Source organism: Paenalcaligenes sp. (assembly GCF_030152715.1).
Lineage (GTDB): Bacteria > Pseudomonadota > Gammaproteobacteria > Burkholderiales > Burkholderiaceae_B > Paenalcaligenes > Paenalcaligenes hermetiae.
In genome coordinates this window covers 17,654-41,485 of record NZ_JASLIX010000048.1, presented here as the reverse complement: position 1 = coordinate 41,485, position 23,832 = coordinate 17,654, and the positions used below count along the sequence as shown (strand labels likewise).

At 47.4% G+C, this 23,832-nt stretch carries 24 protein-coding genes; 19 read left to right on the top strand and 5 right to left on the bottom strand.

All coding sequences use genetic code 11. The features are described from left to right. From leuD to betT, 10 genes are all read left to right on the top strand, one after another. Window positions 1–651 (top strand): 3-isopropylmalate dehydratase small subunit, encoded by a 651-nt coding sequence (gene leuD / locus Q1V74_RS03660; RefSeq protein WP_260648863.1) that lies wholly within the window; start codon window positions 1–3, stop codon window positions 649–651. A gap of 30 nt (window positions 652–681) precedes the next feature. Beyond that, entirely contained in the window at window positions 682–1,755 is a 1,074-nt protein-coding gene (leuB, locus tag Q1V74_RS03655) for a 3-isopropylmalate dehydrogenase (RefSeq protein ID WP_300647100.1), read from the top strand. A 32-nt stretch (window positions 1,756–1,787) separates the two neighbouring features. Beyond that, window positions 1,788–2,909 carry an aspartate-semialdehyde dehydrogenase gene (gene asd / locus Q1V74_RS03650; protein WP_260648861.1) on the top strand — a complete coding sequence of 374 codons (1,122 nt, stop codon included), beginning with the start codon at window positions 1,788–1,790 and terminating at the stop codon, window positions 2,907–2,909. 3 nt (window positions 2,910–2,912) lie between these two features. Continuing rightward, the gene (locus Q1V74_RS03645) at window positions 2,913–4,226 is read left to right on the top strand and encodes a FimV/HubP family polar landmark protein (RefSeq protein ID WP_300647099.1); all 1,314 of its coding nucleotides are present in this window, start codon (window positions 2,913–2,915) and stop codon (window positions 4,224–4,226) included. Further along, complete coding sequence (gene truA / locus Q1V74_RS03640; RefSeq protein WP_300647098.1) at window positions 4,223–5,038, top strand: tRNA pseudouridine(38-40) synthase TruA; 816 nt, start codon at window positions 4,223–4,225, stop codon at window positions 5,036–5,038. Before Q1V74_RS03645 ends, truA begins: the two co-directional genes overlap by 4 nt. A 114-nt stretch (window positions 5,039–5,152) precedes the next feature. Next, window positions 5,153–5,782 (top strand): TRAP transporter small permease subunit, encoded by a 630-nt coding sequence (locus tag Q1V74_RS03635; RefSeq protein ID WP_300647097.1) that lies wholly within the window; start codon window positions 5,153–5,155, stop codon window positions 5,780–5,782. Beyond that, complete coding sequence (locus tag Q1V74_RS03630) at window positions 5,782–7,443, top strand: TRAP transporter large permease subunit (protein ID WP_300647109.1); 1,662 nt, start codon at window positions 5,782–5,784, stop codon at window positions 7,441–7,443. The genes Q1V74_RS03635 and Q1V74_RS03630 overlap by 1 nt, the downstream gene beginning before the upstream one ends. Window positions 7,444–7,507: 64 nt before the next feature. Continuing rightward, window positions 7,508–8,176, top strand: coding sequence for a phosphoribosylanthranilate isomerase (locus Q1V74_RS03625; RefSeq protein ID WP_300647095.1), 669 nt, complete (start codon window positions 7,508–7,510; stop codon window positions 8,174–8,176). Window positions 8,177–8,198: 22 nt separating this feature from the next. Continuing rightward, window positions 8,199–9,005 carry a prolipoprotein diacylglyceryl transferase family protein gene (locus Q1V74_RS03620; protein ID WP_300647094.1) on the top strand — a complete coding sequence of 269 codons (807 nt, stop codon included), beginning with the start codon at window positions 8,199–8,201 and terminating at the stop codon, window positions 9,003–9,005. 132 nt (window positions 9,006–9,137) lie between these two features. Further along, window positions 9,138–11,114 (top strand): choline BCCT transporter BetT, encoded by a 1,977-nt coding sequence (gene betT, locus Q1V74_RS03615; protein ID WP_300647093.1) that lies wholly within the window; start codon window positions 9,138–9,140, stop codon window positions 11,112–11,114. Window positions 11,115–11,174: 60 nt separating this feature from the next. On the opposite strand, the gene Q1V74_RS03610 is transcribed toward betT, so the two are convergent. Both Q1V74_RS03610 and crcB read right to left on the bottom strand, forming a co-directional pair. Then, window positions 11,175–12,161 carry a bile acid:sodium symporter family protein gene (locus tag Q1V74_RS03610; protein ID WP_300647092.1) on the bottom strand — a complete coding sequence of 329 codons (987 nt, stop codon included), beginning with the start codon at window positions 12,159–12,161 and terminating at the stop codon, window positions 11,175–11,177. Between the two features lie 11 nt (window positions 12,162–12,172). Further along, window positions 12,173–12,556 (bottom strand): fluoride efflux transporter CrcB, encoded by a 384-nt coding sequence (gene crcB / locus Q1V74_RS03605; RefSeq protein WP_300647091.1) that lies wholly within the window; start codon window positions 12,554–12,556, stop codon window positions 12,173–12,175. Window positions 12,557–12,603: 47 nt separating this feature from the next. Here crcB and Q1V74_RS03600 point away from each other — a divergent pair, with 47 nt between their 5' ends. Genes Q1V74_RS03600 through Q1V74_RS03575 form a run of 6 tightly spaced genes read left to right on the top strand, consistent with a single transcriptional unit; the run spans window position 12,604 to window position 18,580 of the window. Further along, complete coding sequence (locus Q1V74_RS03600) at window positions 12,604–13,362, top strand: NAD-dependent deacylase (RefSeq protein ID WP_300647090.1); 759 nt, start codon at window positions 12,604–12,606, stop codon at window positions 13,360–13,362. Between the two features lie 10 nt (window positions 13,363–13,372). Beyond that, window positions 13,373–14,863 carry an NAD(P)H-hydrate dehydratase gene (locus tag Q1V74_RS03595; protein WP_300647089.1) on the top strand — a complete coding sequence of 497 codons (1,491 nt, stop codon included), beginning with the start codon at window positions 13,373–13,375 and terminating at the stop codon, window positions 14,861–14,863. A gap of 3 nt (window positions 14,864–14,866) precedes the next feature. Beyond that, a complete protein-coding gene (gene tadA / locus Q1V74_RS03590) occupies window positions 14,867–15,376 on the top strand; it encodes a tRNA adenosine(34) deaminase TadA (RefSeq protein WP_260648849.1) in 510 nt (169 codons plus the stop codon). Next, the gene (locus Q1V74_RS03585; RefSeq protein WP_300647088.1) at window positions 15,373–16,323 is read left to right on the top strand and encodes an LD-carboxypeptidase; all 951 of its coding nucleotides are present in this window, start codon (window positions 15,373–15,375) and stop codon (window positions 16,321–16,323) included. The genes tadA and Q1V74_RS03585 overlap by 4 nt, the downstream gene beginning before the upstream one ends. A gap of 35 nt (window positions 16,324–16,358) precedes the next feature. Next, window positions 16,359–17,966, top strand: coding sequence for an ABC-F family ATPase (locus Q1V74_RS03580; RefSeq protein WP_300647087.1), 1,608 nt, complete (start codon window positions 16,359–16,361; stop codon window positions 17,964–17,966). A 2-nt stretch (window positions 17,967–17,968) separates the two neighbouring features. Then, a complete protein-coding gene (locus tag Q1V74_RS03575) occupies window positions 17,969–18,580 on the top strand; it encodes a YigZ family protein (protein ID WP_300647086.1) in 612 nt (203 codons plus the stop codon). A gap of 42 nt (window positions 18,581–18,622) precedes the next feature. Here the strand turns inward: Q1V74_RS03575 and trxA are convergent, their stop codons facing one another. Then, window positions 18,623–18,994 (bottom strand): thioredoxin, encoded by a 372-nt coding sequence (gene trxA, locus Q1V74_RS03570; RefSeq protein ID WP_260648845.1) that lies wholly within the window; start codon window positions 18,992–18,994, stop codon window positions 18,623–18,625. A gap of 108 nt (window positions 18,995–19,102) precedes the next feature. Then, window positions 19,103–20,395: an NCS2 family permease gene (locus Q1V74_RS03565; protein ID WP_300647085.1), complete on the bottom strand. Its 1,293-nt coding sequence runs from the start codon at window positions 20,393–20,395 to the stop codon at window positions 19,103–19,105. A gap of 94 nt (window positions 20,396–20,489) precedes the next feature. Between Q1V74_RS03565 and tsaD the strand changes: the two genes are divergently transcribed. After that, window positions 20,490–21,524 carry a tRNA (adenosine(37)-N6)-threonylcarbamoyltransferase complex transferase subunit TsaD gene (tsaD, locus tag Q1V74_RS03560; RefSeq protein WP_300647084.1) on the top strand — a complete coding sequence of 345 codons (1,035 nt, stop codon included), beginning with the start codon at window positions 20,490–20,492 and terminating at the stop codon, window positions 21,522–21,524. Between the two features lie 18 nt (window positions 21,525–21,542). On the opposite strand, the gene plsY is transcribed toward tsaD, so the two are convergent. After that, window positions 21,543–22,172, bottom strand: coding sequence for a glycerol-3-phosphate 1-O-acyltransferase PlsY (gene plsY / locus Q1V74_RS03555; RefSeq protein ID WP_300647083.1), 630 nt, complete (start codon window positions 22,170–22,172; stop codon window positions 21,543–21,545). Between the two features lie 106 nt (window positions 22,173–22,278). On the opposite strand from plsY, the gene surE reads away from it, so the two are divergent. Next, window positions 22,279–23,022: a 5'/3'-nucleotidase SurE gene (surE, locus tag Q1V74_RS03550; RefSeq protein WP_300647082.1), complete on the top strand. Its 744-nt coding sequence runs from the start codon at window positions 22,279–22,281 to the stop codon at window positions 23,020–23,022. Window positions 23,023–23,040: 18 nt separating this feature from the next. After that, window positions 23,041–23,832 carry a protein-L-isoaspartate(D-aspartate) O-methyltransferase gene (locus Q1V74_RS03545; RefSeq protein ID WP_300647081.1) on the top strand — a complete coding sequence of 264 codons (792 nt, stop codon included), beginning with the start codon at window positions 23,041–23,043 and terminating at the stop codon, window positions 23,830–23,832.

Genomic DNA, 23,832 nt, shown 5'->3' with positions numbered 1-23,832 from the left:
ATGCAAGCATTTACTACCCATAAAGGACTGGTGGCTCCCTTAGATCGCGAAAACGTCGATACGGATTTAATTATTCCTAAGCAGTTTTTAAAATCCATTAAGCGTACAGGCTTTGGGCCAAACTTATTTGATGAGCTCCGCTATTTGGATCATGGCGAACCCGGGATGGACAATGATAAACGTCCTAAAAACCCAGATTTTGTGTTAAATCAAGACCGCTATCAGGGTGCGTCAATATTATTAGCACGTAAAAACTTTGGTTGTGGATCCAGTCGAGAACATGCGCCTTGGGCGTTGTTGCAATATGGTTTTCGTGCCATTATTGCCCCCTCTTTTGCGGATATTTTCTTTAACAATAGCTTTAAAAACGGCTTGTTGCCTATCGTGCTCTCCGAGTCACAGGTAGCCCGTCTTTTTGACGAGGTAAAAGCGTTCCCTGGCTATGAGCTAACGGTGGATTTAGCGCGTCAGGTTGTAGTAACCCCCGCTGGCGAGGAGCTGTCTTTTGCTATTGATGCTTCACGTAAAAACTCATTATTAAACGGTTTAGACGAAATTGGTCAGACTCTACAAAAAGCCGATTTGATCAAACAGTTTGAAGCCGAGCGGCTAGCACGTCACCCATGGTTAGTGGCGGATGCTTTAGCGTAAATGTTGCTTAGATAGATAAAAGGATTTTTCATGACACAAATTGCAGTATTAGCTGGAGACGGCATTGGGCAGGAAATCACGACTCAAGCCGCTCGTGTGCTTCAGGCTGTTGCTCCTGATTTAACATTGGTCGAAGCTCCAGTAGGTGGGGCAGCATATGATCTTCACGGTCATCCTTTACCCCAAGAAACTTTAGACCTAGCACAGCAGTCCGCCGCCATTTTATTTGGTGCCGTAGGGGATTGGAAGTACGATAATTTGCCTCGCGAGTTACGCCCAGAACAAGCGATTTTAGGTTTACGCAAAGCCATGGGCTTGTTTGCTAACTTCCGCCCAGCTATTTTATATCCCCAGCTTGCTCAAGCATCGAGCCTCAAACCTGAAATTGTTTCTGGCTTGGATATCTTAATTATTCGCGAATTAACTGGGGATATCTATTTTGGTCAGCCACGTGGGGTACGTGTAGTCGAAGAGGGGCCTTTTGCAGGGGATAAACAGGGCTTTGATACGATGCTTTACGCGGAAACAGAAATCCGTCGTATTGCAAAAGTAGCGTTTGAAGCGGCGCAAAAGCGTAATAAAAAACTATGTAGCGTAGATAAAGCCAACGTACTAGAAACCTCACAGTTGTGGCGTGACATCATGATAGAGGTCGCAAAGGACTATCCTGATGTAGAATTAAGCCATATGTATGTGGATAATGCCGCTATGCAGCTGGTACGCGCGCCTAAAGCGTTTGATGTGATTGTGACAGGAAATATCTTTGGTGATATTTTGTCTGACGAGGCAGCGATGTTGACAGGCTCGATTGGTATGCTTCCTTCGGCCTCGCTCAATGCTTCAAATCAGGGGCTTTACGAGCCAAGTCATGGTTCAGCCCCTGATATTGCAGGGCAAAATAAAGCCAATCCTTTGGCAACCATCCTATCGGCAGCGATGTTATTGCGTTACTCTTTAGGACGTGAAGCTCAAGCATTGCAAGTAGAGCAGGCTGTCGCTACGGTCCTTGAACAAGGATTACGTACCGCTGATATTTATAGCGAGGGCACGCAGTTGGTCGGCACCTCAGAAATGGGTGATGCTGTTCTTAACGCACTTAGTTAAAACGCCATTTTTATTTATTTAGGTGATTTTTCATGAAAAAAGCAGTAGGTTTGGTCGGTTGGCGCGGTATGGTGGGCTCTGTGCTCATGCAGCGTATGCGCGATGAAAACGATTTTGCTCTTTTTGAGCCCGTTTTCTTTTCAACAAGTAACGCAGGCGGTGCCGCTCCCAGCTGGGCTGATGGCGCGGGTCCTCTACAGGATGCCTACGATATTGATGCCTTGAAAAAATTACCGATTATTCTTACTGCTCAGGGCGGGGATTACACGTCGGCGGTTTACAAAAAACTACGCGATGCTGGCTGGGATGGCCTATGGATTGATGCGGCGAGTACATTACGCATGGATGATGACTCTATCATTGTGTTGGATCCAATTAACCGCGATGTAATCGATCAAGGCTTAAAAAACGGTATTAAACAGTTTATTGGTGGGAACTGTACCGTTAGCTGTATGTTGATGGGATTAGGGGGGCTCTTTAAAAACAACCTCGTAGAGTGGATGACCTCCATGACTTATCAAGCGGCCTCCGGTGGTGGGGCACAACATATGCGCGAGCTTTTGACACAGTTTGGTGAGATCAATGCCGCCGTAAAGCCATTATTGGATGATCCTGCTAGTGCTATTTTAGAAATTGATCGACAGGTCTTGGCAAAACAAAAAGCGGATGACTTGGATCATCAGCACTTTGGTGTACCGCTTGGTGGAAACCTTATCCCCTGGATTGATTCTGACTTAGGCAATGGTATGTCACGCGAAGAGTGGAAAGGTGGGGTGGAAACCAATAAGGTTCTTGGTCATACTGCAGAAAACTATGTTCCCATCGATGGTTTATGTGTACGTATTGGGGCGATGCGCTCACATAGCCAAGCCTTAACCATTAAGCTACGTCAAGACCTACCTTTGGATGAGATCAACGATATCATTACTCAGGGCTCTCAATGGGCTAAAGTCATTCCAAACGAGCGTGAGCGTACCATGCATGAGCTAACGCCTGTAGCGGTGACAGGTACCTTGGATATCCCTGTGGGTCGTATGCGTAAGTTGGCTATGGGTGGTGACTACCTCAGCGCCTTTACCGTAGGTGATCAGTTATTGTGGGGGGCCGCCGAGCCACTACGTCGTATGTTACGTATTGCTCTAGGAGAGCTCTAAGTCATGCGCAGACACTGTCGCCGTAGATCGGCGCTATTTTTGCTCAGTGCTGGTGCAGCGGCAGTGTTCGCTGCACTGAGCGCTCAGGCGGCTGTGTTGGGGCATAGTCGGGTTACTTCTTTACCCGATCAGCCCTTACGCATTGTGGTTCAGCTTAAGGATTTAAGTACGGCTGAACTACAACGTGTTTCTGTGCAAATCGCACCATCTTCGGCTTGGCAAGAGGCAGGGCTAACGCCACCCGTGGCCTTGGATTCGCTCAGTGCACACTTAATTCCTGCTGTGCAGCCGAATGCCATGCAGATCGTGCTGCAGTCCCCACATGCCGTCGCTCAACAGGTGCTAGATGTACTGATAGATGTGAAAACGCCGGTTTCTACGCAGCGCCATCAAGTCAGTGTTTTAGCTAGCCAAGTCCCTACGCCGATGACGGTAGCGGCGGCAGCTCCGCTTACCTCAGCTATAGCCACTGCACCTCAGGTGGCAGCAAGCATGTCTAGTTCAGAAACCTCGACGCTAACAGTGCGTCAAGGGCAAACACTTTATCGTATTGCTCGCCAATGGCGACAAGAGGGGTATAGCGATCAGCAAATGATGGCCGCTCTTTTTCAGGCCAACCCCAACGCTTTTAGTCACGGCAATATAAATTTATTACGCGCAGGGGCTCGCTTACAAAAACCTGATGCGGCCACTTTAGCTGCCATGACTCCAGAACAAGCGAAGCAGTTATATCAACGTCATTTACAGTGGTTTGATGAATATCGCCAGCGATTAGCTACGGGACAAAGCCTTGTGCCGATGCCCGAGACAGAAACAACCAGCACAAAAACACCGATAACGTTGGATACAGCAACTGATCGCCTTCAGTTAAGTCGAGCCGATACGGATTCGATACAAGCGGACCAAGCAGTGGCTGTGGCACAAGAAATCACGCATACGGCACAACGTTTGGCACAGTTGGAAAACACCTCAGCCGAGCGCGCTGATACTGTCAAAGAAAGCAATGGCTCCCTCAAGGACACAAGCCCCTCTTTAGACTCGTCTGCTATACAATCATCAGAATCAAAAAATACGACGTTAGCCCCGGCTGTGGATGCCTTGGAACCCACGGCAGCAGTTGCGTCTCCATTGGCAGCATCCAGTCGTGGTACGAGTGCAGATACGGATCCTACTTCTAGCACTGAAGCGGTCGCTTCCCGTTCTTGGTTTGGCTGGTGGGCAGGCTTTTTGGTTTTAGCAGTGATCCTTGTAGCATGGGTATTGCGACGTAATCCGGTATCACCGGACGAGGTTGAGCTGAGGGAAATAAAAGAGTGAAACAACGCATCGCTTTAGGTTTGTGCTATGACGGCACAAACTGGCAGGGCTGGCAAACTCAGCCTTCAGGGCGCACGATTCAAGATCAATTGGAAAAAGCGCTGGCCCAGTTTTTGGCCGAACCGGTACAAACGCTTTGTGCAGGGCGCACAGATGCAGGGGTGCACGCGCTTAATCAAGTAGTGCATTTGGATACCGGCGCACAACGGTCGGCTGAATCTTGGATTCGTGGCTTAAACACCTTATTGCCATCGAGCATTTCAGTACAATGGGCACAGTCGGTTGACACCTCATTTCATGCCCGGTTTTCGGCGCAGCGACGACGATATATTTATTTATTGCGCAACGCTCGGGTACGCTCTCCATTGTTGCAAGGTAAAGTAGGCTGGGTTTTCCAGCCTTTATCTTTGGATGCGATGCGTAAAGCCGCTGCATTATTATTAGGAGAGCATGACTTTAGTGCTTTTCGAGCAGCAGAGTGTCAGGCAGCGAGTCCAGTGCGCGAGCTAACCCAATTAACCATTCATCAAGATCACGAATTATTTGTGTTTGAGTTCGAGGCTAACGCGTTTTTGCATCATATGATTCGTAATTTGATGGGGGCATTAGTGTATGTGGGGATGGGGCGTCAAGCACCAGAGTGGGTCACCGAATTATTGCAACACAAAGATCGTCGCCTAGCGGCACCGACTTTTGCTGCTGATGGGTTGTATTTAACAGGGGTGGATTATCCTGCCGAGTATGGTTTGCCCACCACGAGCAGTATGCAGCTATGCCAACGTTTTTTAGGGATTCAGTGGGGTAAATCATAACTGTGGTTTTCCCTAGCCTTTTGGATTTTTTCTTAGTTGTGGTTCGGCGATCGTATAAAATTGTGGGGTTCACTTTTTGCAATTTTATGCACCCGCTTTTTGTAGTATGAAATTATGTCATTTTTACTTAAATTCTCATCGCTTATAGACCGTTTAAATCAAACGGTAGGGCGGGCTGTGGCATGGCTAACACTGCTTGTTGTGGTCGTTAGTGCAACCAATGCTATTATCCGCAAAATTTTTAGTGTTAGCTCGAATGCTTGGCTAGAGTTACAGTGGTATTTATTTGGTGCCATTTTCTTATTGGCGGCGGGATATACGTTTTTGCGTAATGAACACGTGCGCGTAGATGTGGTGGCGCAGCGCTTTACACGTAAAACGCAAATTTATATCGAAATCATCGGTGTGGTTTTCTTTTTACTGCCGGCGTGCCTTTTGGTTTTTTGGTTATCAATTCCTTATTTTTATAAATCGTATGTGCTCTTAGAGCAGTCTTCGAATACCGGTGGGCTGATTCGCTGGCCGGTTAAATTACTGATACCTGTTGGTTTTGGTTTATTGATTTTATCTGGGGTGTCGCATTTGATTAAATGCATAGGGTTTTTACAAGGGCGTTGTCCGGATCCATTAGCACAAGCGGAAGCCATGCAAAAAGCCGAGGTGAATGCGGCGGATGTCATTCGTCAGCATGCAGAGGAAAAACTCGAGCAGCAGCGTCAACACATTGAAAAAGGTGCCGTATGATGGAGTTTATTATTGCTAACTTGGCACCCATAATGTTCATTAACCTCATCGCTTTTTTGCTTTTGGGGTTTCCGGTTGCATTTACTTTGGCAGCGACAGGGATTCTTTATGGTTTGGTTGCGATTGAGTTCAATTTGATGCAACCGGCCTTGTTTCAGGCATTACCGCAGCGTATTTTTGGCATTATTTCAAACGACACCCTGCTAGCGGTTCCTTTTTTCACCCTGATGGGTTTGGTTTTAGAGCGATCAGGTATGGCCGAAGACCTGCTTGATACCATTGGGCAGCTGTTTGGGCCAGTACGCGGCGGGTTAGCAATAGCCGTTGTTTTTGTGGGGGCCATGCTTGCTGCAACGACAGGGGTGATTTCGGCGTCGGTCATTTCGATGGGGTTAATTTCGCTACCGATTATGCTGCGTTATGGCTATGACCGTCGCTTAGCGACGGGGGTCATCGCGGCGTCAGGAACCTTATCGCAGATCATTCCCCCTTCTATTGTCTTGATTATTTTAGCGGATCAGCTTGGGCGTTCGATTGGTGATATGTACCGGGGTGCAATGCTGCCAGGCTTATTGCTGACGCTAACTTATATTTTATATATTGTGGTGTTGGCGATTCTTCGCCCCAAAAGCGCGCCAGCTTTGCCGCCCGAAGCACGTATTTATGTAGAGCCTGACGGCAGTCGTGGCTTGCGTTCGTTATTTGTGTTAACGGTTATTGCTGCTGTCGTATCCTTTTTTGGTACCGAGTACTACTTTGCCACCCATGAAAATGCACCCATTGATGAGCTGGTGGTCATTGCGTTGCTGATTTGGGGCATGGTCGCTTTATTGATTGCTTTAGTCAATAAAACCTTTAAGCTCGGTTTGCTTTCGCAGATTGCTGAGCGCGTCACCTTTGTGATGATTCCGCCTTTGTTTTTAATTTTCCTTGTGTTGGGCACAATTTTTATTGGCGTGGCTACGCCCACAGAGGGGGGAGCGATGGGGGCGGTCGGGGCGATCATCATGGCTGTATCCAGAGGGCGTTTATCCTTTAAGTTATTAGCCCAAGCCATGGGAACCACCACGCGCTTATCATGTTTTGTGGTGTTCATTCTTGTGGGCTCCACCATATTTAGCTTAAGCTTCCGTGGTATTAATGGCGACTTATGGGTAGAGAGTTTACTTATAGACTTGCCAGGTGGAGAAATGGGCTTTTTGATTGCTGTGAGCCTATTAACCTTTTTCTTGGCTTTCTTCTTGGATTTTTTCGAGCTGGCCTTTATTATTGTGCCGTTACTGGGCCCAGTCGCGGATAAAATGGGCATTGACTTGATATGGTTTGGGGTATTGCTAGCGGTCAATATGCAGACCTCCTTTATGCATCCACCCTTTGGCTTTGCCTTATTTTTCCTACGTTCCGTAGCCCCTCGTGAGGACTATGTAGATAGTATTACGGGTAAAACGGTACGCCGTGTTACTACGGGTGATATCTACTGGGGGTCCGTGCCTTTTATTATGATTCAAATCTTGATGGTGGTCGCGGTATTAGCCTTCCCAGGTTTAGTTACGCATTACAAAGCCGGTGAAATCCAAATCGACCCGTCGGAGATCCAGTTTGGTATAGAAAGCTCCTACGGTGATGACGATTACGGCTATGGTGCTAACCCCTTTCAGTAAATAAGTGGTAATAGTTATGATCAACAGGCTGGGGTATCCAGCCTGTTTTGTTGTTGAGGAAAAAATGCGTACCCGAGTCAAAATGTGTGGTTTTACACGTATAGAGGATATCGATGCAGCGGTTCAGGCCGGTGCAGATGCCCTGGGCTTTGTTTTTTACCCTAAAAGTCAGCGTTATCTGCGCCCAGAGCAAGCCCGACTTTTAGCGCAACATGTTCCCGCTTTTGTGCAAACCGTGGCCTTATTTGTTAATCCTACGCCCGCTTTTGTACAAACGGTTATACAGCAAATGCAGCCAGATTTGTTGCAGTTTCATGGCGAGGAATCCGTAGCGTTTTGTGAGTCATTTGCTTATCCATATATTCGGGCTTTTCGGGTGGGGGCTCCTGATTTAGATACGCCTACAAAAATTGTACAAAATTGTCGTCGCTATGCTTCGGCTAAAGGGTGGTTGTTCGACAGTTATACATCGGCATATGGCGGGAGCGGTGTGCGCTTTGATGATGACTTATTAGAGGCCTTGCATGCCCAGCATCGTCCTCAGGATCCGCCGTTAATTTTGGCAGGGGGGATTCGCCATCATAATGTATTGGCACAAATACAGCGTCATCATCCTTTTGCGGTAGATGTAAGTAGTGCGATTGAAGATGCCCCAGGTATAAAAAATGCAGAAAAAATACAGCAGTTTATGCGAATAATGAACCAATCGCCATTCCAGCAGTCTGATGAGTAAGATCGACTTTTAGGACAGACGTATGCAGGTTATCACCTTAGGCCCACTTTCTATGAATGCGAGCTTGCTGTTTGCGTTGGTGGCTTTGATGTTGATGTTTTTTGTGGCTGGCCACCTAGGAAAAAAACAACAACAAAACATAGAGTCAACGCTGTGGTGGATCACTTTAGGGGCGGTACTTGTTGGGCGCTTGAGTTTTGTTGCACGGTTCTGGGCGGATTATCGTGGGGACTGGGTGGCAATCATTAACTTGCGTGATGGGGGATTTATGTGGCAGGCCGCTTTGGTTTTTGCGGTCGTTTTGATGATGGCGCTGGTATGGCGGCGCCCATCATTACGTCATGGAGTGTTCCGTAGTGTTGGTGCTGCAGTGGTTACGTTTGGGCTGCTGTGGGGTGGTTTTAGCTTATGGGCGCCTTCACCCGCGCAACAGATGCCTAAAATTCAATTGGTCGATTTAGAAAATAAAGCCGTGTCTTTGGTCGAGTACGAAGGAAAACCGGTGGTTCTGAACTTATGGGCAAGCTGGTGTCCACCATGTCGACGTGAAATGCCGGTTTTAGAAGCGGCGCAACAATCCCATCCGGACTTACATTTTGTTTTTGCTAACCAGGCGGAAACCGCACAGATTGTGCAACAGTATCTAGATACAGAGTCGCTAAAATTAGAAAACGTATTACTTGATAAAAATACGCAGCTCGCTGAGCTAATTCAAAGCCGTGGGCTGCCGACGACACTTTTTATTGATGCAAAGGGTCGCATACAAAGTTATCGTATGGGCGAGCTTTCTCAGGCAACGCTTAACGCTTACCTATCTACACTTAAATAGCGTCTATTTGTGCAAAACAGCCCTTATTTTGTTTTAATTTGTTACGGATTTGTCTTTTTATAACTTTTTGGGGTGGTAAAGTCATAACAGATTGTTAGAATAAAAAACCTTATTCATCAATAGGTTTAGGTTATGAATGAAAAGACCTCAACAAGCACAATAAGCAAGCCGGTTTTTTTCAGCTCGGCCGGTATTTTGCTTTTGCTGGCTTTTGTGGTGACCGTATTCCACGAAGGTTCACTCAAAGTATTTGATCAAGTGCAGAGCTGGATTGTAAATGATGTCGGCTGGTTTTATATTTTGGTGGTGGCAGTAATTCTACTGGTCACCGTTTTTTGTATGTTCAGCCGTTTTGGCGATATTAAGCTAGGGCCAGATCACAGTACTCCAGACTACAACACCATTACTTGGTTTTCCATGCTGTTTTCGGCAGGGATGGGGATCGGCTTAATGTTCTTTGGTGTAGCCGAACCATTAATGCATACTCTGGCACCACCAGTGGGCGAACCTAATACCCCTGAAGCTGCCCGTGAAGCCATTCGTATTACGTTCTTCCATTGGGGTTTCCATGCCTGGGCGATTTATGGAATAGTAGCTTTAGCCTTAGCATTTTTTGCTTATCGCTATCGTTTACCTTTGACCTTGCGCTCAGCGCTGTACCCTTTGATTGGTGAGCGCATCCATGGCCCAATTGGTAATGCTGTGGATATTTTTGCGGTGGTTAGTACTGTACTTGGGGTAGCCACATCGCTAGGTTTTGGGGTGCTGCAGATCAACAGTGGTTTGAACCATTTGTTTGATATTCCCGTTAACTCTACCGTACAGGTTTTATTGATTATTGGCGCTACATTATTAGCCTCTTTGTCGGTGTCGTTAGGGCTGGATAAAGGAGTGCGCCGTCTATCTGAACTCAATATTATTTTGGCAGTGGCATTACTGCTATTTGTATTGATTTTGGGGCCGACCGTCTTTTTGATTAAGGCTTATGTAGAAAATACGGGGGGCTATTTATCTGAAATTGTAGGCAAAACTTTTAATTTATATGCTTACGAGAAAACGGATTGGCTTGGTGGTTGGACTTTGCTGTACTGGGGCTGGTGGCTATCTTGGTCGCCTTTTGTGGGCATGTTTATTGCGCGTGTTTCCCGTGGTCGTACCATCCGTGAGTTTATTGCTGGTGTGATTTTATTACCCACCGCTTTTACGTTCCTTTGGATGACCGTATTCGGGGACAGTGCTATTGACTTGGTGATGAACCAAGGCGTGCAGGCAATTGCTGATGCGACCTTAAAAGATAGCTCCTTAGCACTGTATGTATTTTTAGAGAATTTCCCTTTCTCTTCCTTCTTGAGTCTGGTTGCTGTGGTCATGGTGCTGGTGTTCTTTGTCACCTCGGCTGACTCAGGAGCTTTAGTGGTCGACATGTTAGCCTCGGGTGGCAATGCCGAAACACCCGTATGGCAACGGTTATTTTGGGCCTTAGCAATGGGGGGGATGGCGATAGCTTTGCTCTTAGCTGATGGTCTTCAAGCATTGAGTACCGCTACACTGGCTTCTGCTTTGCCTTTTGCTTGCGTATTGCTTGTGGTGATGTGGGGGTTAGTCAAAGCGTTGCGTGAGGATGTGACCAAGCGTGATACGCACACACAGCTACACTTGGCCCCACGTCATGGCGGGCCTACTACGCTAGATTGGCAGCGTCGTTTACGTAATTTAACTACTTATCCACGTCGTCGTCATATTCAGCGCTTTATGGAAGATGTGGTGACGCCAGCACTAGAAGAGGTCGCCGCGGCGCTAACCAAGCAGGGGGCCAATACTACGGTAGAGCAAACCGCTAAACAGGTTGCTTTACATGTGGAGCACGATAGTGAGTTAGACTTTGTGTATAAAGTGCGCCCAGAAGCTTATCCTTTGCCTGCTTTTGTGGAAAATGACGAGGAGGAAGACGATGATAATAACTCGGAACGTAAGTATTTCCGTGCCGAAGTGCATTTACGTGAGGGCGGTCAGAATTACGACGTGATGGGCTGGAGTCGAGCCGAAGTGATTGATGATATTTTAGATCAATACGAACGTCACTTACATTATCTACATCTGATTCGTTAATCGATATAGCTAATGCAAAAGCCACTTGGGCGTAATCCCGAGTGGCTTTTTTTCTGTGGCTTATACGTGTTCAGAGTCGGCGGAGCTTTGCTTTGCATATTGGCTAGCAAGCATCGAGCAAGCCATGAGTTGTATTTGATGAAAAATCATGATTGGCAATAGCACAGGGCCAAGCATAGCGCTACTAAATAATACCTGGGCCATGGGTACCCCGGTTGCTAAGCTCTTTTTAGAGGCGCAAAAAACAATGGTAATTTCGTCTTCACGATTAAACCCAAAGCGACGTGCTAGGAAAGTGGTTAACCATAATACAAAAACCAAAAGCACCATGCATACGATAAATAAGGCGGCTAATGCGGGTAGGGGAACAGTTTGCCATAAGCCGCTAACCACAGAGGCACTAAAAGCAGTATAAACCACGAGCAAAATGGAACTTTGATCGACGTTTTTGAGCCAGCGAGCGTTTTTGACCATGAAGTGGGCAGTCAAAGGGCGTGATAAATGTCCTACTAAAAAGGGTAGGAGTAACTGTAAACTAATATCGATAATGGCTTTACCCATACCGGTTGTGCCAGCATTAGTATCAAGCATTAGGTTCAGGACCACGGGGGTCGCTACAATACCAATTAGACTAGAAGCCGAGGCACTACACACCGCAGCAGGAATATTGCCTTTAGCGATAGAGGTAAACGCAATAGCTGATTGTACGGTGCCAGGTAGAGCGCATAAATACAAGACACCTATGGTTAAAGGCACCCCTAATAAAGGCGTTAGAATGGGTTTGCTTAGCCAACCAATGATAGGAAAGGCAATAAAGGTAAAGCTAAATACTAATAGGTGTAAGCGCCAGTGCATCATGCCAGCAATAATGGCTTCGCGTGAGAGCTTGGCACCATGCATAAAAAATAATAAAGCAATAGCAAACCGAGTGAGCCACTCGAAGAATATGGCAGCATCCCCTTTGGCTGGCAAGAGCGTAGCTGTAATCACTACGGTAATGAGAATAAGTGTGAAATTATCAAAAATTAGACGTAATCGAGCAAGCATACGTTATCAACCTATGAACTTAGCGTTTTAATAAGAAACCAGCCAAGGTAAAAGCACAAAAAAGATCCTACTAAATGTAGTAATAGGTGTAAAAACAAATAGAAAAAATATTGTTGTTGGAGCAAAGTAAAGCCTTCGGCAGTAAAGGTGGAAAAGGTAGTAAGCCCACCTAAAAAACCGGTAGCTAAAAAAAGCTGCCAATAAGCGTTTAGGGAGAAAGCAAATTGAACCGCACCAAAAAGTAACCCCATAAAAAAAGCACCAAGCCAGTTGGCGCCGAGAGTGCCAAGAGCGATAAAGGGGAACAGTTGGTTCAAAGATACGCCAATAAGCCAACGTGTGACTGCACCTAAGCCTCCGCCTAGGCCTACGATGAGCGTCTGTTTAAGTAGCAAAATGTCTCCTTAGGACGACAATGTTTTATCTTATAGAGAGAGTCTACATGATTAATGATGAGTTAATGAATACCATAGGGCAAGCTCGCCGTATTTTAATCTTCAGTGGCGCCGGTATGTCAGCAGAAAGTGGGGTACCAACCTTCAGGGATGAGCTAACAGGATTATGGGAGCAATATGACCCAATGGATTTGGCGACCCCAGAAGCATTTGAGAGAGACCCTGCTTTGGTTTGGGGGTGGTATATGTGGCGCCGACAACAAGTGGCAGAGGTTGAGCCAAATGCGGGTCATCGTGCGATTGCGGCATGGCAACGTATTTATCCACTGCGGATCGTGACACAAAATGTGGATGATTTACATGAGCGAGCTGGAAGCTATGGGGTGGTGCATGTGCATGGGGAGCTGTTTGCATCACATTGTCATCGTTGCCGAGCCCCCCATAAGCCTACAGCGCTTGAGGAGACCTCAGAGCAGATTGGTCAGCTAATTGATCCGCCCCATTGCAAGTTATGTGGTGGCTTGGTGCGACCTAGCGTAGTATGGTTTGGCGAGGCCCTAGATGAGGCCAGTTTACGCGCTGCTATTTATGAGGCTGAAAACTCCGATTTAGTGCTTGCGATTGGCACATCAGGGTTAGTGCAGCCAGCAGCGCTAGTTCCTCAATGGGCAAAAGATCAAGGGGCACAGGTGATTCAGATTAATCCGAACCCTACAGCATTAGATGAGCTCTGTGACATTAATATTCGGTCGACGGCGGCTCATGTTCTACCACAAATAGTAGAAAAACTCGGTATACATAACTAAAGATCACAGAATGATGGATTCTATTTTAGATACAGAGCAAATGTATGCGGCTGATAGGGCGGCGATAGCGCGGGGGATCAGTGCCTATAGCTTAATAGATCGAGCTGGGGTAGCGGCGGCAGAGCAAATCCATGTTCGTTGGCCAACAGGAAAAATCTTGGTTTTGTGTGGGCCGGGTAATAATGGGGGCGATGGGTATCGCCTCGCCTCGCAGTTACATCGCTGGGGGCGTGCAGTACGAGTGATGGAGTATGCACCGCAGCGAGCGCGTTCTGCTGAAGCGCAGGCTCATCGAGAGCAGTGTCTAGTCGCGCTCGAGCCTTTAGATGAGACGGCTTTTGAGGCAGCGGATATTGTGGTGGATGCGCTACTTGGTATGGGGTTGCAGCGCCCACTGTCTGCTGCGCTTCAGACAGTATTACAGAGCTTGCAGGCCAGCTCCGCCTCTATTTGTGCGATCGATGTACCCACTGGTATTGATGGTAATGGCCGGTGTTGGGCAGAGGCTCCATTACAAGCAGCGTTAACAATTACATTTTTTAGAAAAAAATTAGCACATGTGCTTGCTCCTAGTCGATTTTTGTGTGGTGAGATTAAGGTCGTGGATATTGGCTTATGCGAAGAGGATGTGACACCCCCCTCGTACCTATATGAAAACCAACCGGCGTTGTGGCAGTCGGCGATCCCGTCGCCACAACCTTTGCAGCATAAGTATCAGCGCGGTGCAGCCTTGGTGTATGGGGGCAGTGAAATGACGGGGGCAGCGCGTTTGAGTGCTTTAGCGTGTGCGCGGGCAGGCGCAGGAGCCACGACAATTGCTTGCGCGTCAGATGTATGGGCTATTTATGCACAAAGCATGCAATCGGTGATGGTAAAACGTTGGCACAGCCTAAGCCAAGCGGCGGCTCTGAGTCATAGCTCTACCTATCAAACGGTACTGATAGGGCCCGGTTTGGCGCCAGAGCCCAGCACACAAGAGCTTGTTATGCGTGGTTTGTTGCAAACTCAGGCTTCAAGTTGGGTGGTGGACGCGGGAGCATTGACCGCTTTTGCTTCGCAGCCAGAGTCTTTATTTGAGGGCATACATACTAGTGCAGCGCAAGTGGTTCTGACCCCACATGAGGGGGAGTTTGCACGACTATTTCCCGATTTGGCTTTACATTCAAATCAGAAAAATAAAGTTGAGCGGGCACGTCAGGCTGCCGCACGCAGCGGTGCGATCGTGCTTCTAAAAGGTAGTGACACTGTGGTTGCAAGCCCCGATGGACGGGCGGCGGTGCAAACGCAATCCTCACCGTATTTGGCATCAGCCGGTAGCGGTGATGTATTAGCTGGTATGATGACGGGCCTTTTAGCACAAGGGATGTCACCTTGGTTGGCGGCCAATATGGCGGTATGGATGCATAGTCAGGCTGGCTTGATCTTGGGGGCTGGTTTAATCGCAGAAGATCTCGTGCAGTCTATTCCGACAATTTGGCAGCAAATAGGGCGTATGAATTAACCCATGAATGTAGATGTGAGAGAAAAATTTAGTCAAAGTGATGAGCAGACCATGCAATTAGCGCTACAATTGGCGCAGCGAGCGTGGCAGGCAGGGGAAGTACCGGTAGGGGCGGTCTTGGTCGATGCCCAAGGTGAAATCATTGGGCAGGGCTACAATCAGGTTATTACGCAGGCTGATCCGACTTGGCATGCCGAAATTGAGGCACTGCGCCAAGCCGCGCAACAACAGCAAAATTACCGCTTACCGGGTGCGCAGCTTTTTGTGACCCTAGAGCCGTGCATGATGTGTTTAGGTGCGTTGCTGCATGCACGCGTTGCGCGGATTGTGTATGCCACAGCCGATCCTAAAACCGGTGTGTGTGGCAGCCAGCTTTGCTTGCATGAGCATACTGCTCTGAATCATCACACTCAGGTACAAGCTGGGCTTTATCAAGATCAAGCGGCGCAGTTATTGCGAGACTTTTTTAAAGAGCGCCGGCAGTTGGCTAAACAACGTAAACAGACTTTATGAAAACCGAATCAATCACGCAAAAGGGTGAGCAGGCCTCATGTCATGCCGCCACGCCCGAGGGCATTTATATTATTTCTTCTTCTAGTGCGGTAGAAGATGCCAGTCAATTACATTGGGCTCAGCAGCATTTACGCGCCTTAGGTTGGCAAGTGCAACTGGATGGAGATGCACTAGCCGTGCACCAGCGTTTTGCAGGCAGTGACGCTCAACGCTTAGCAGCCATAGAGCGGGCGTTAAACCAGCCCCATGATGTGGTGTTGTCGAGCCGAGGAGGCTATGGGCTAAGCCGGCTGTTACCGTTCATTGATTGGAAAGCCGTGGCGCAAAGCGGTAAGCGTTTTGTAGGGCATAGTGATTTTACGGCGTTTAATTTGGCTTTGTTAGCCCAGACGGGGGCTATAAGCTACGCAGGGCCGTGTGCGGCTTTTGATTTTGGGGTGGAGCAGCCCGACGATCTAACATTGGACTTATTCCATGAGGCCATGACCAATCAGCTCGAGGTGCTGAGCTTTGAGGCAGAAGGCTCCGATGCCGTTGATACACGGGGTGTGCTTTGGGGGGGGAACCTCGCCATGCTTTGCTCTTTATTAGGAACGCCTTATTTCCCTCAGGTGTCCGATGGCATTTTGTTTTTAGAAGATGTGGGCGAGCATCCTTATCGTATTGAACGCTATTTAAATCAGCTCTGGCAGGCGGGGGTGCTGGCCCAGCAGCAAGCCATTATTTTGGGGCAGTTCACAGGTTACCATTTGGCTGAGCATGACCGAGGCTACGATATACAGACCGTTATACAGTGGTTACGCCAAACGGTCAAAAAACCGGTGGTTTTAAATTTGCCATATGGGCATGTGCCTTTGAAAGCCACCTTACCCATCGGCAAAAAAATTGGTGTGGCTACCGAGGATGATATGGCGTATTTGCTGATCGAAGAACATCATCACGAATAAGCCCCTTTATTGATTATTTTTTAAGATATTTTGTTGTGATTACGACTTCAAACCTAACTATCCAATTTGGACCCAAACCCTTATTCGAAAATGTAAATGCCAAATTTGGAGGGGGCAATCGTTATGGCCTCATCGGAGCGAATGGCTCGGGAAAATCCACTCTCATGAAAATCATTGGTGGCGATTTGGAGCCCACAGCCGGTAGTGTGACGTTAGATCCAGGCATGCGCTTAGGTAAGCTGCGCCAAGATCAGTTTGCCTTTGAGACGCATACTGTATTAGATGTGGTAATGATGGGGCATACGGAAATGTGGCAGGCCATGACTGAGCGCGACGCCATTTATGCAGACATGGAGGCCAGCGAAGACGATTATATGCGTGCCGCAGAGCTAGAAAGCTTATTCGCGGAATACGATGGCTACACCGCACAGGCACGAGCTGGAGAGCTACTTTTAGGTCTGGAGATCCCCACCGAGCAGCATCATTTATTAATGAGTGAATTAGCCCCAGGTTGGAAGTTGCGGGTATTGTTAGCGCAAGCTTTGTTTTCTAATCCTGATGTGCTGCTGCTTGATGAGCCCACCAACAACTTGGATATTAATACGATTCGTTGGCTCGAAGAAACCTTAAATAGTTATGACAGTACGATGATTATTATTAGTCATGACCGTCACTTTTTAAACCAAGTGTGTACCCATATGGCTGACTTGGATTATGGTGAGCTGCGTATCTATCCGGGTAACTATGATGATTATATGTTGGCCTCGGCGCAAGCACGGGAACGTTTGTTGCATGCCAATGCCAAAGCCAAAGAACGCATTAGTGAACTGCAAGATTTTGTGCGACGTTTTTCAGCCAACAAATCTAAGGCGCGTCAGGCAACCTCGCGCATTAAACAAATTGATCGTATTAAGTCAGAGACGGTTGAGGTCAAACCCTCTTCTCGCCAAAACCCCTATATTCGGTTTGAACAAGCTAAGCCGTTGCATCGGTTAGCTGTGAGCACAGAAGCCCTGAGCAAAGCTTATGACCGTCCTATTATTGATCAGCTGAATCTTACGATAGAGGCAGGCGAGCGTATTGCTATTGTTGGTGCGAATGGCGTAGGTAAAACAACATTATTACGCTTATTGTATGGGGATCTTGCTCCGGATGCGGGGAAAGTAACATGGGCTGAGAACGCTGACATTGGTTATATGGCGCAAGACGTCTCCGATGCTTTTACCCAGGACAGTAACCTTTTTGATTGGCTACTTGATTATCGCCAGCCTGGGGATGATGATCAGGCCTTACGTTCGGTACTAGGGCGTTTGTTATTTTCTAGCGATGATATTAAAAAATCCGTAAAAGTATTATCTGGCGGGGAAAAAAACCGTTTAAGTTTCGGTCGGTTAATGCTATCTAGGCATAATGTGCTCATGCTAGATGAGCCCACTAACCATTTAGATATGGAGTCTATCGAGTCCTTACAAATGGCGTTAGAAAAATATGCGGGCACTTTAATCTTTGTATCGCATGACCGTGAGTTTGTCTCTGGTGTTGCCACACGAATTATTGAAATTTTCCCCAATGGTAAACTGGTGGATTATGTCGGTGCGTATGACGACTACTTAGCTTATCGGGATAGCCAAACAACAGTGTAACCATGCTTTATCAATTAGACGATATTTACCAATACGAAGAAGACATTAAAAAAAGCCGGTTTTTAGCGATCGCTGCGCCAGTACAGGGCGCGAGCGACGCCATGGCTTTTTTAGAGCAGCACAGTGTGCCTGATGCGACCCATAACTGCTGGGCATATAAAATCGGTGATGAGTATCGTTTTAATGATGATGGCGAGCCAGGGGGGACGGCAGGGCGTCCTATGCTCCAGGCCATAGAGGGGCAAAGCTGCGATCGAGTAGTGGTACTGGTGATTCGTTGGTTTGGCGGTGTTAAGCTGGGTACGGGTGGATTGGTACGCGCTTATGGGGGCGTGGCCGCGTCGTGTTTGCGTTTAGCACCTAAAAGTCCTATTGTGCCGCTGCAAACGGTATTGTGTTCATGTGAATACAGCGATAGTGATTTGGTGCGCTCCCGTTTTGCTCAGTATCAAGCCCAAGTGCTAGCCGAGCAGTTTGGAGCAACGGGGGTTGAGTGGCATTTGGCTTTACCTTTGGATCAGGTCGAGGCTTTTGAACAAGCGTTTACTAATCTGACACGAGGCCAAGGGTTTTGGTCTAAACAAGAGCAGACGGATAGTCAGTCTTTAGAGTAAAAAAATACCCCGCTGTACAAGCGGGGTATGTATGCGGGAAAATTAGGCCTGGTTATTTTGTTGGGCCGCGATTTCCGCGTGGACTTCTTCCATATTGACTGCTTTGACCTGGGTAATGAGCTCTTCAAGCTGTGATTCTGCCAAAGCACCGGAGTGTTGGAACAACAGGACTTTTTCGCGGAATACCATGATAGTAGGGATAGAGCGGATACGCATAGCGGCGGCTAGGTCTTGCTCTTCTTCCGTGTTGACTTTAGCAAAAGTCATATCAGGGTGCTTAGCGGCGACGGCTTCGTAAGTAGGGCCAAACTGCTGACATGGACCACACCAAGGGGCCCAAAAATCAATGATTAAAGGTTTGTCGCTATCAATGGCCGCTTGGAAGGTGTCTTGAGTAAGATCTACGGTGCTCATAATTCTTCCTTAAATGAAAAAGCGGCTATTAATATAGCCGCTTTATAATTGGTAGTTATAACTATGTTATATCTGTAGTGTAACGCGTTTTCAAAATAAAAAAACCCCTTAATCCGGAAAAAATGCGTATTTCACAATAAATAACCCTGCCACAATTGCCGTTGCGGGATGAATGTCGCGGATTTTTCCTGTGCTTAGTTTAATCACTACATAGCTAATAAAACCAAAAGCCAGTCCGTTGGCAATGGAGTAGGTAAATGGCATGGTCAGAGCCGCTAGTGCAGCGGGGGCGGCTTCCGTCATGTCATTCCAGTTGATTTCAGCCACTTCGCGCAGCATTAGCCCAGCCACATAAAGTAATGCCGGCGCGGTTGCGTAGGCGGGAACCATTTTTGCTAAGGGTGAAAAAAACAACGCTAATAAGAAACAAGCGGCAACCGTTAGCGCAGTCAGCCCTGTGCGGCCACCGGCTTGTACGCCAGAGGCGCTTTCTACATAGGCGGTGGTGCTACTGGTGCCGATTAGAGAGCCCGCAACGATAGCTGTACTGTCTGCAAACAAGGCTCGGCCTAAGCGGCCGGGATTGTCGTCGGTAATGAGGTTGGCCCGTTTAGCAACGCCGAGCATGGTGCCAGTGGCATCGAATACCTCGACCAATACTAAGACTAAAATCACATGAGCAAGCCCCATGTGTAACGCGCCGATAATATCTAGCTGCATAAACGTGGGCGCAATGCTTGGAGGCATAGAGAAAATGCCCTGATAATCATTATGGCCTGTTAGTGTGGCAAGAGCGGTAACGGTTAAAATACCAATTAAGATCGCCCCCCGTATTTTAAGGGCATCTAGTGCGGTGATGATAAAAAAACCCAAGATAGCAAACAGGGCGCTTGGTTGGGTTAGATCACCAATACCGATTTTTGTGGCAGGGTGGTCGACAACGATGCCTGCATTCATCATGGCAATAATGCCTAGGAATAGGCCAATACCTGCCGCAATCGCTGCGCGTAAGGAGCGAGGGATCCCCTCAATAATCCAAGAGCGTATACCGGTGGCAGTCAGTAATAGAAAAATCACCCCGGAGATAAAAACAGCCCCTAGTGCTTGTTGCCAGCTATAACCGAGTGCAGCAACCACAGTAAAAGCAAAAAAAGCGTTCAACCCCATGCCTGGCGCCATGCCAATGGGCCAGTTTGCTACAAAGGCCATAATCAGTGTACCGACTACGGCGGCTAAACACGTCGCAACAAACACCGCCCCATGGTCCATACCGGTGCTCGATAAAATACTTGGGTTCACGATAATAATATAAGACATGGTCAGGAAGGTGGTGATTCCTGCCATGATCTCCGTTTTGGTAGTGGTACCATGTTCGCTTAGCTTAAATAGGCGCTCAAACATAAGGTTTCCTGTGGATAAAAGTCGTAAAATAGATAATTATGCGATTTTATGCTGATTTGCGCGAAGGCGCTATGGCAACAACTAGAAATAAATTATGAAAATACTTGGATACGAGAGTTCTTGCGACGAAACCGGTGTCGCGATAGTGTGTACAGAAAAAGGCTTGATCGCGCATGGCCTACATAGTCAAATTGCCATGCATCGCGCCTACGGTGGTGTTGTGCCAGAGCTGGCCTCACGGGATCATATTCGGCGCGTTTTACCTTTAACCAAAGAAGTACTCGCACAGGCAGGGATGACTCTAGAGGACATTGATGCCATTGCGTATACGGCAGGTCCTGGGCTAAATGGGGCTCTGTTGGTGGGGGCGAGCTTTGCTTGTGCTTTAGCGTGGTCCAGAGGTATTCCTACACTACCCATTCATCATCTCGAGGGCCATTTGCTTTCTCCATTATTGGCCGATCCGGCGCCTGATTTTCCCTTTGTTGCGTTATTGGTGTCAGGTGGCCATACCCAAATCATGCAAGTGGACGGGGTTGGGCAGTATCAGCTATTGGGCGAGACCTTGGATGATGCGGCGGGCGAAGCCTTTGATAAAAGTGCGAAATTACTGGGTTTACCATATCCTGGTGGGCCAGCCTTATCGGCTCTAGCTGAAAAAGGCAATGTGGAGCGTTTTCAGCTGCCACGCCCTATGCTGCACAGCGGGGATTTAGACTTTAGTTTTAGTGGGCTTAAAACGGCTGTTTTAACGACTTTACGTAAATTAGAAGCGGAATCATCCGTAATAACGGAGCAAGATAGAGCGGACTTAGCTGCTGCTACACAGGCCGCGATTGTCGATGTATTGGCGATCAAGTCACTTCGAGCCCTAAAGCAAAGCGGGTTAAAACGCTTAGTGGTTGCTGGGGGAGTAGGAGCGAATCGTTTATTGCGTCGTCAGTTAGAAATCGAATCTGAAAAAATGGGTGCTCAGGTGTATTTCCCACCAGTGAGCCTATGTACGGATAATGGGGCAATGATTGCTTTTGCTGCGGCAATGCGTGTTAAGTCTGGCGTACAGCAGCCGGACACATCCTCCAGTTTTAAGGTGAAGCCGCGTTGGGATCTAGAGGATGTAACACATTAACGGAATGCTTGGCTTGTTTTATTTGGTTTTTTGGCCAATACGGCTTTCTGTACCTAGTAATAGGCGGCTGATATTGGCTTGATGGCGCCAAAGCAGCAACAAACTAAGCACCCCTACACAAAGGGCAAGATTTTTATCCATGGGCCACAAGCTACCTGCACCTAAGAAATAATAAGCGGGGGCTAATATGGCTGCGATAATAGCAGATAGGGATGAGTAACGTGTGGCATAGGCGACCAAGAGCCAGGTTAAAGCGCAAGCAAGTGCTAAGGCTGGTTGGATAGCAATTAAAATACCAATTGCCGTAGCGACGCCTTTACCGCCTTTAAACCCTAGGGTAAATGGGAAAACATGCCCTAAAAATGCAGCGATAGCACTGGCGGCGACGACAAGGGTGTTGAGTTCAAAACTGTGGCTGACCCATTGCGCTAACCACACTGCAGCGCTGCCTTTTAATAAATCACCTATAAGCGTTAGGGCAGCAGCAAGTTTATTCCCTGAGCGTAATACATTGGTCGCCCCTGGGTTATTTGAACCAAATGTACGGGGGTCGGCTAAACCCATTAAGCGGCTTACAATCACCGCAAAAGGTAAAGAGCCTAATCCATAGGCAGCCACAACAGTAGCCAAAGCAATAATCCAAAGCATGAAGCATCCCTGTATAAGAAAGTGGGGCAATTCTACTTGATGCCCTCAATTCTACAAAGCAAAACAGGTACAATGGTGACGTTTTGCAATCTTAATGAGCAATTATATGAAAATTCTTATCGCTAATGATGATGGTTATACAGCAAAAGGGATTCAAGCCCTTTATGATGCATTGGTTGGCTTAGGGGAACTAACGGTGATTGCTCCAGAAAGTAATTGCAGTGGTTCATCCAACTCGCTCACACTGAACCGTCCTCTTTCTGTACAGCAGGCGCATAATGGTTTTTATTATGTCAATGGTACGCCCTCTGATTGTATTCATATCGCCTTAACTGGACTATTGGATTTTAAGCCGGATCTGATTGTGTCAGGCATCAATAATGGTGCCAATATGGGGGACGATACTTTATATTCAGGAACAGTGGCCGCAGCAATGGAGGGGCATTTGTTTGGAATACCAGCCATTGCTTTTTCATTAGTAGAAAAAGGGTGGCCGCACTTAGATACCGCAGCGCGGGTCGCCAAAGAGGTAGTGCAGCGGGCTATTCAACAGCCCTTAGGTACTGGAACACTGCTAAATGTGAATATTCCTGCTGTTCCCTATGATGCATTAAAAGGCTATCAAGTAACTCGTCTTGGTAAGCGCCATCCATCCGAACCCGTGATTAAAAGTAGCACTCCCTATGGGGAGCCTATCTATTGGATTGGTCCAGCGGGTCAAGCTTTAGATGCAGCCAAAGATACGGATTTTGGTGCAACACAAAATCTACAAGTTTCTATTAGCCCATTGCGTTTTGATCTTACCCATCACGAGCAATTAAGCCAAATAGAAAATTGGGTTAATGCCTAATGCCTTCTTATCGTGGTTATGACACATTCTGGAACAAAGAATCGTTTCGGCCAGTCTCGATTGGATGATGGAAAAAGTATTGTGTGTAGCAATACGCGGCTTGATTTACCCCAATCAAAGCAAAGTCAGGCTGTGAAGGCATTGCAACTGCTAACAAGCGTTAATTTAGGTTTGAATTCAGAGCGGGCTCGTGGCATGATGATCGAGCGCTTGCGCGCGCAAGGTATTGAGTATGAGCCGGTCTTAGCGGCGATGCAGCAAGTTCCTCGCCATATTTTTGTAGATCAGGGTTTAGCGAGTCGAGCATATGAAAACAATGCGCTACCCATTGGTTATGGTCAAACTATTTCACAGCCGTTCATTGTTGCGCGAATGATCGCCTTGGCCTGCTATCCCTCTAAACCGCAACGGGTGTTAGAAATAGGAGCAGGCTGTGGTTATCAGGCAGCGGTATTGGCTCAAATGATTGAAACGGTTCATACCATTGAGCGCATTTATCCGCTTTATCAAATGGCACAGCGCTATTTAGAAGCATTAGGCTTAAAGGATCGAGTTCGTTTAAAATTTGGTGATGGTCAGTTAGGTTGGGAGCAGGCCGCACCTTTTGATGCCATTATTATTGCAGCTGCCGGCAAAACAATACCACAAAACTTATTACATCAGTTGGCTATTGGTGGGCGTCTGATCGCTCCTATTGGTACAACAGAACAACGCTTAGCTTATATTCAGCGCACGGCTCCAAATCATTGGCAAAAGCATGAGCTTGAAGCGGTGCGCTTTGTTCCTCTAAAATCTGGAATACAAATTTAA

Bases quoted from the DNA above. Each gene is read 5' to 3' on its own strand.
- tadA (WP_260648849.1), top strand. From the start codon at position 14,867: ATGAATGTAGATGTGAGAGAAAAATTTAGTCAAAGTGATGAGCAGACC.
- Q1V74_RS03585 (WP_300647088.1), top strand. From the start codon at position 15,373: ATGAAAACCGAATCAATCACGCAAAAGGGTGAGCAGGCCTCATGTCAT.
- Q1V74_RS03600 (WP_300647090.1), top strand. From the start codon at position 12,604: ATGATTAATGATGAGTTAATGAATACCATAGGGCAAGCTCGCCGTATT.
- Q1V74_RS03635 (WP_300647097.1), top strand. From the start codon at position 5,153: ATGTCATTTTTACTTAAATTCTCATCGCTTATAGACCGTTTAAATCAA.
- Q1V74_RS03545 (WP_300647081.1), top strand. From the start codon at position 23,041: ATGACACATTCTGGAACAAAGAATCGTTTCGGCCAGTCTCGATTGGAT.
- Q1V74_RS03610 (WP_300647092.1), bottom strand. From the start codon at position 12,161: ATGCTTGCTCGATTACGTCTAATTTTTGATAATTTCACACTTATTCTC.
- Q1V74_RS03565 (WP_300647085.1), bottom strand. From the start codon at position 20,395: ATGTTTGAGCGCCTATTTAAGCTAAGCGAACATGGTACCACTACCAAA.
- Q1V74_RS03575 (WP_300647086.1), top strand. From the start codon at position 17,969: ATGCTTTATCAATTAGACGATATTTACCAATACGAAGAAGACATTAAA.
- betT (WP_300647093.1), top strand. From the start codon at position 9,138: ATGAATGAAAAGACCTCAACAAGCACAATAAGCAAGCCGGTTTTTTTC.
- leuD (WP_260648863.1), top strand. From the start codon at position 1: ATGCAAGCATTTACTACCCATAAAGGACTGGTGGCTCCCTTAGATCGC.
- Q1V74_RS03595 (WP_300647089.1), top strand. From the start codon at position 13,373: ATGATGGATTCTATTTTAGATACAGAGCAAATGTATGCGGCTGATAGG.
- Q1V74_RS03620 (WP_300647094.1), top strand. From the start codon at position 8,199: ATGCAGGTTATCACCTTAGGCCCACTTTCTATGAATGCGAGCTTGCTG.
- Q1V74_RS03625 (WP_300647095.1), top strand. From the start codon at position 7,508: ATGCGTACCCGAGTCAAAATGTGTGGTTTTACACGTATAGAGGATATC.
- plsY (WP_300647083.1), bottom strand. From the start codon at position 22,172: ATGCTTTGGATTATTGCTTTGGCTACTGTTGTGGCTGCCTATGGATTA.
- trxA (WP_260648845.1), bottom strand. From the start codon at position 18,994: ATGAGCACCGTAGATCTTACTCAAGACACCTTCCAAGCGGCCATTGAT.
- Q1V74_RS03630 (WP_300647109.1), top strand. From the start codon at position 5,782: ATGGAGTTTATTATTGCTAACTTGGCACCCATAATGTTCATTAACCTC.
- surE (WP_300647082.1), top strand. From the start codon at position 22,279: ATGAAAATTCTTATCGCTAATGATGATGGTTATACAGCAAAAGGGATT.
- Q1V74_RS03645 (WP_300647099.1), top strand. From the start codon at position 2,913: ATGCGCAGACACTGTCGCCGTAGATCGGCGCTATTTTTGCTCAGTGCT.
- asd (WP_260648861.1), top strand. From the start codon at position 1,788: ATGAAAAAAGCAGTAGGTTTGGTCGGTTGGCGCGGTATGGTGGGCTCT.
- tsaD (WP_300647084.1), top strand. From the start codon at position 20,490: ATGAAAATACTTGGATACGAGAGTTCTTGCGACGAAACCGGTGTCGCG.
- leuB (WP_300647100.1), top strand. From the start codon at position 682: ATGACACAAATTGCAGTATTAGCTGGAGACGGCATTGGGCAGGAAATC.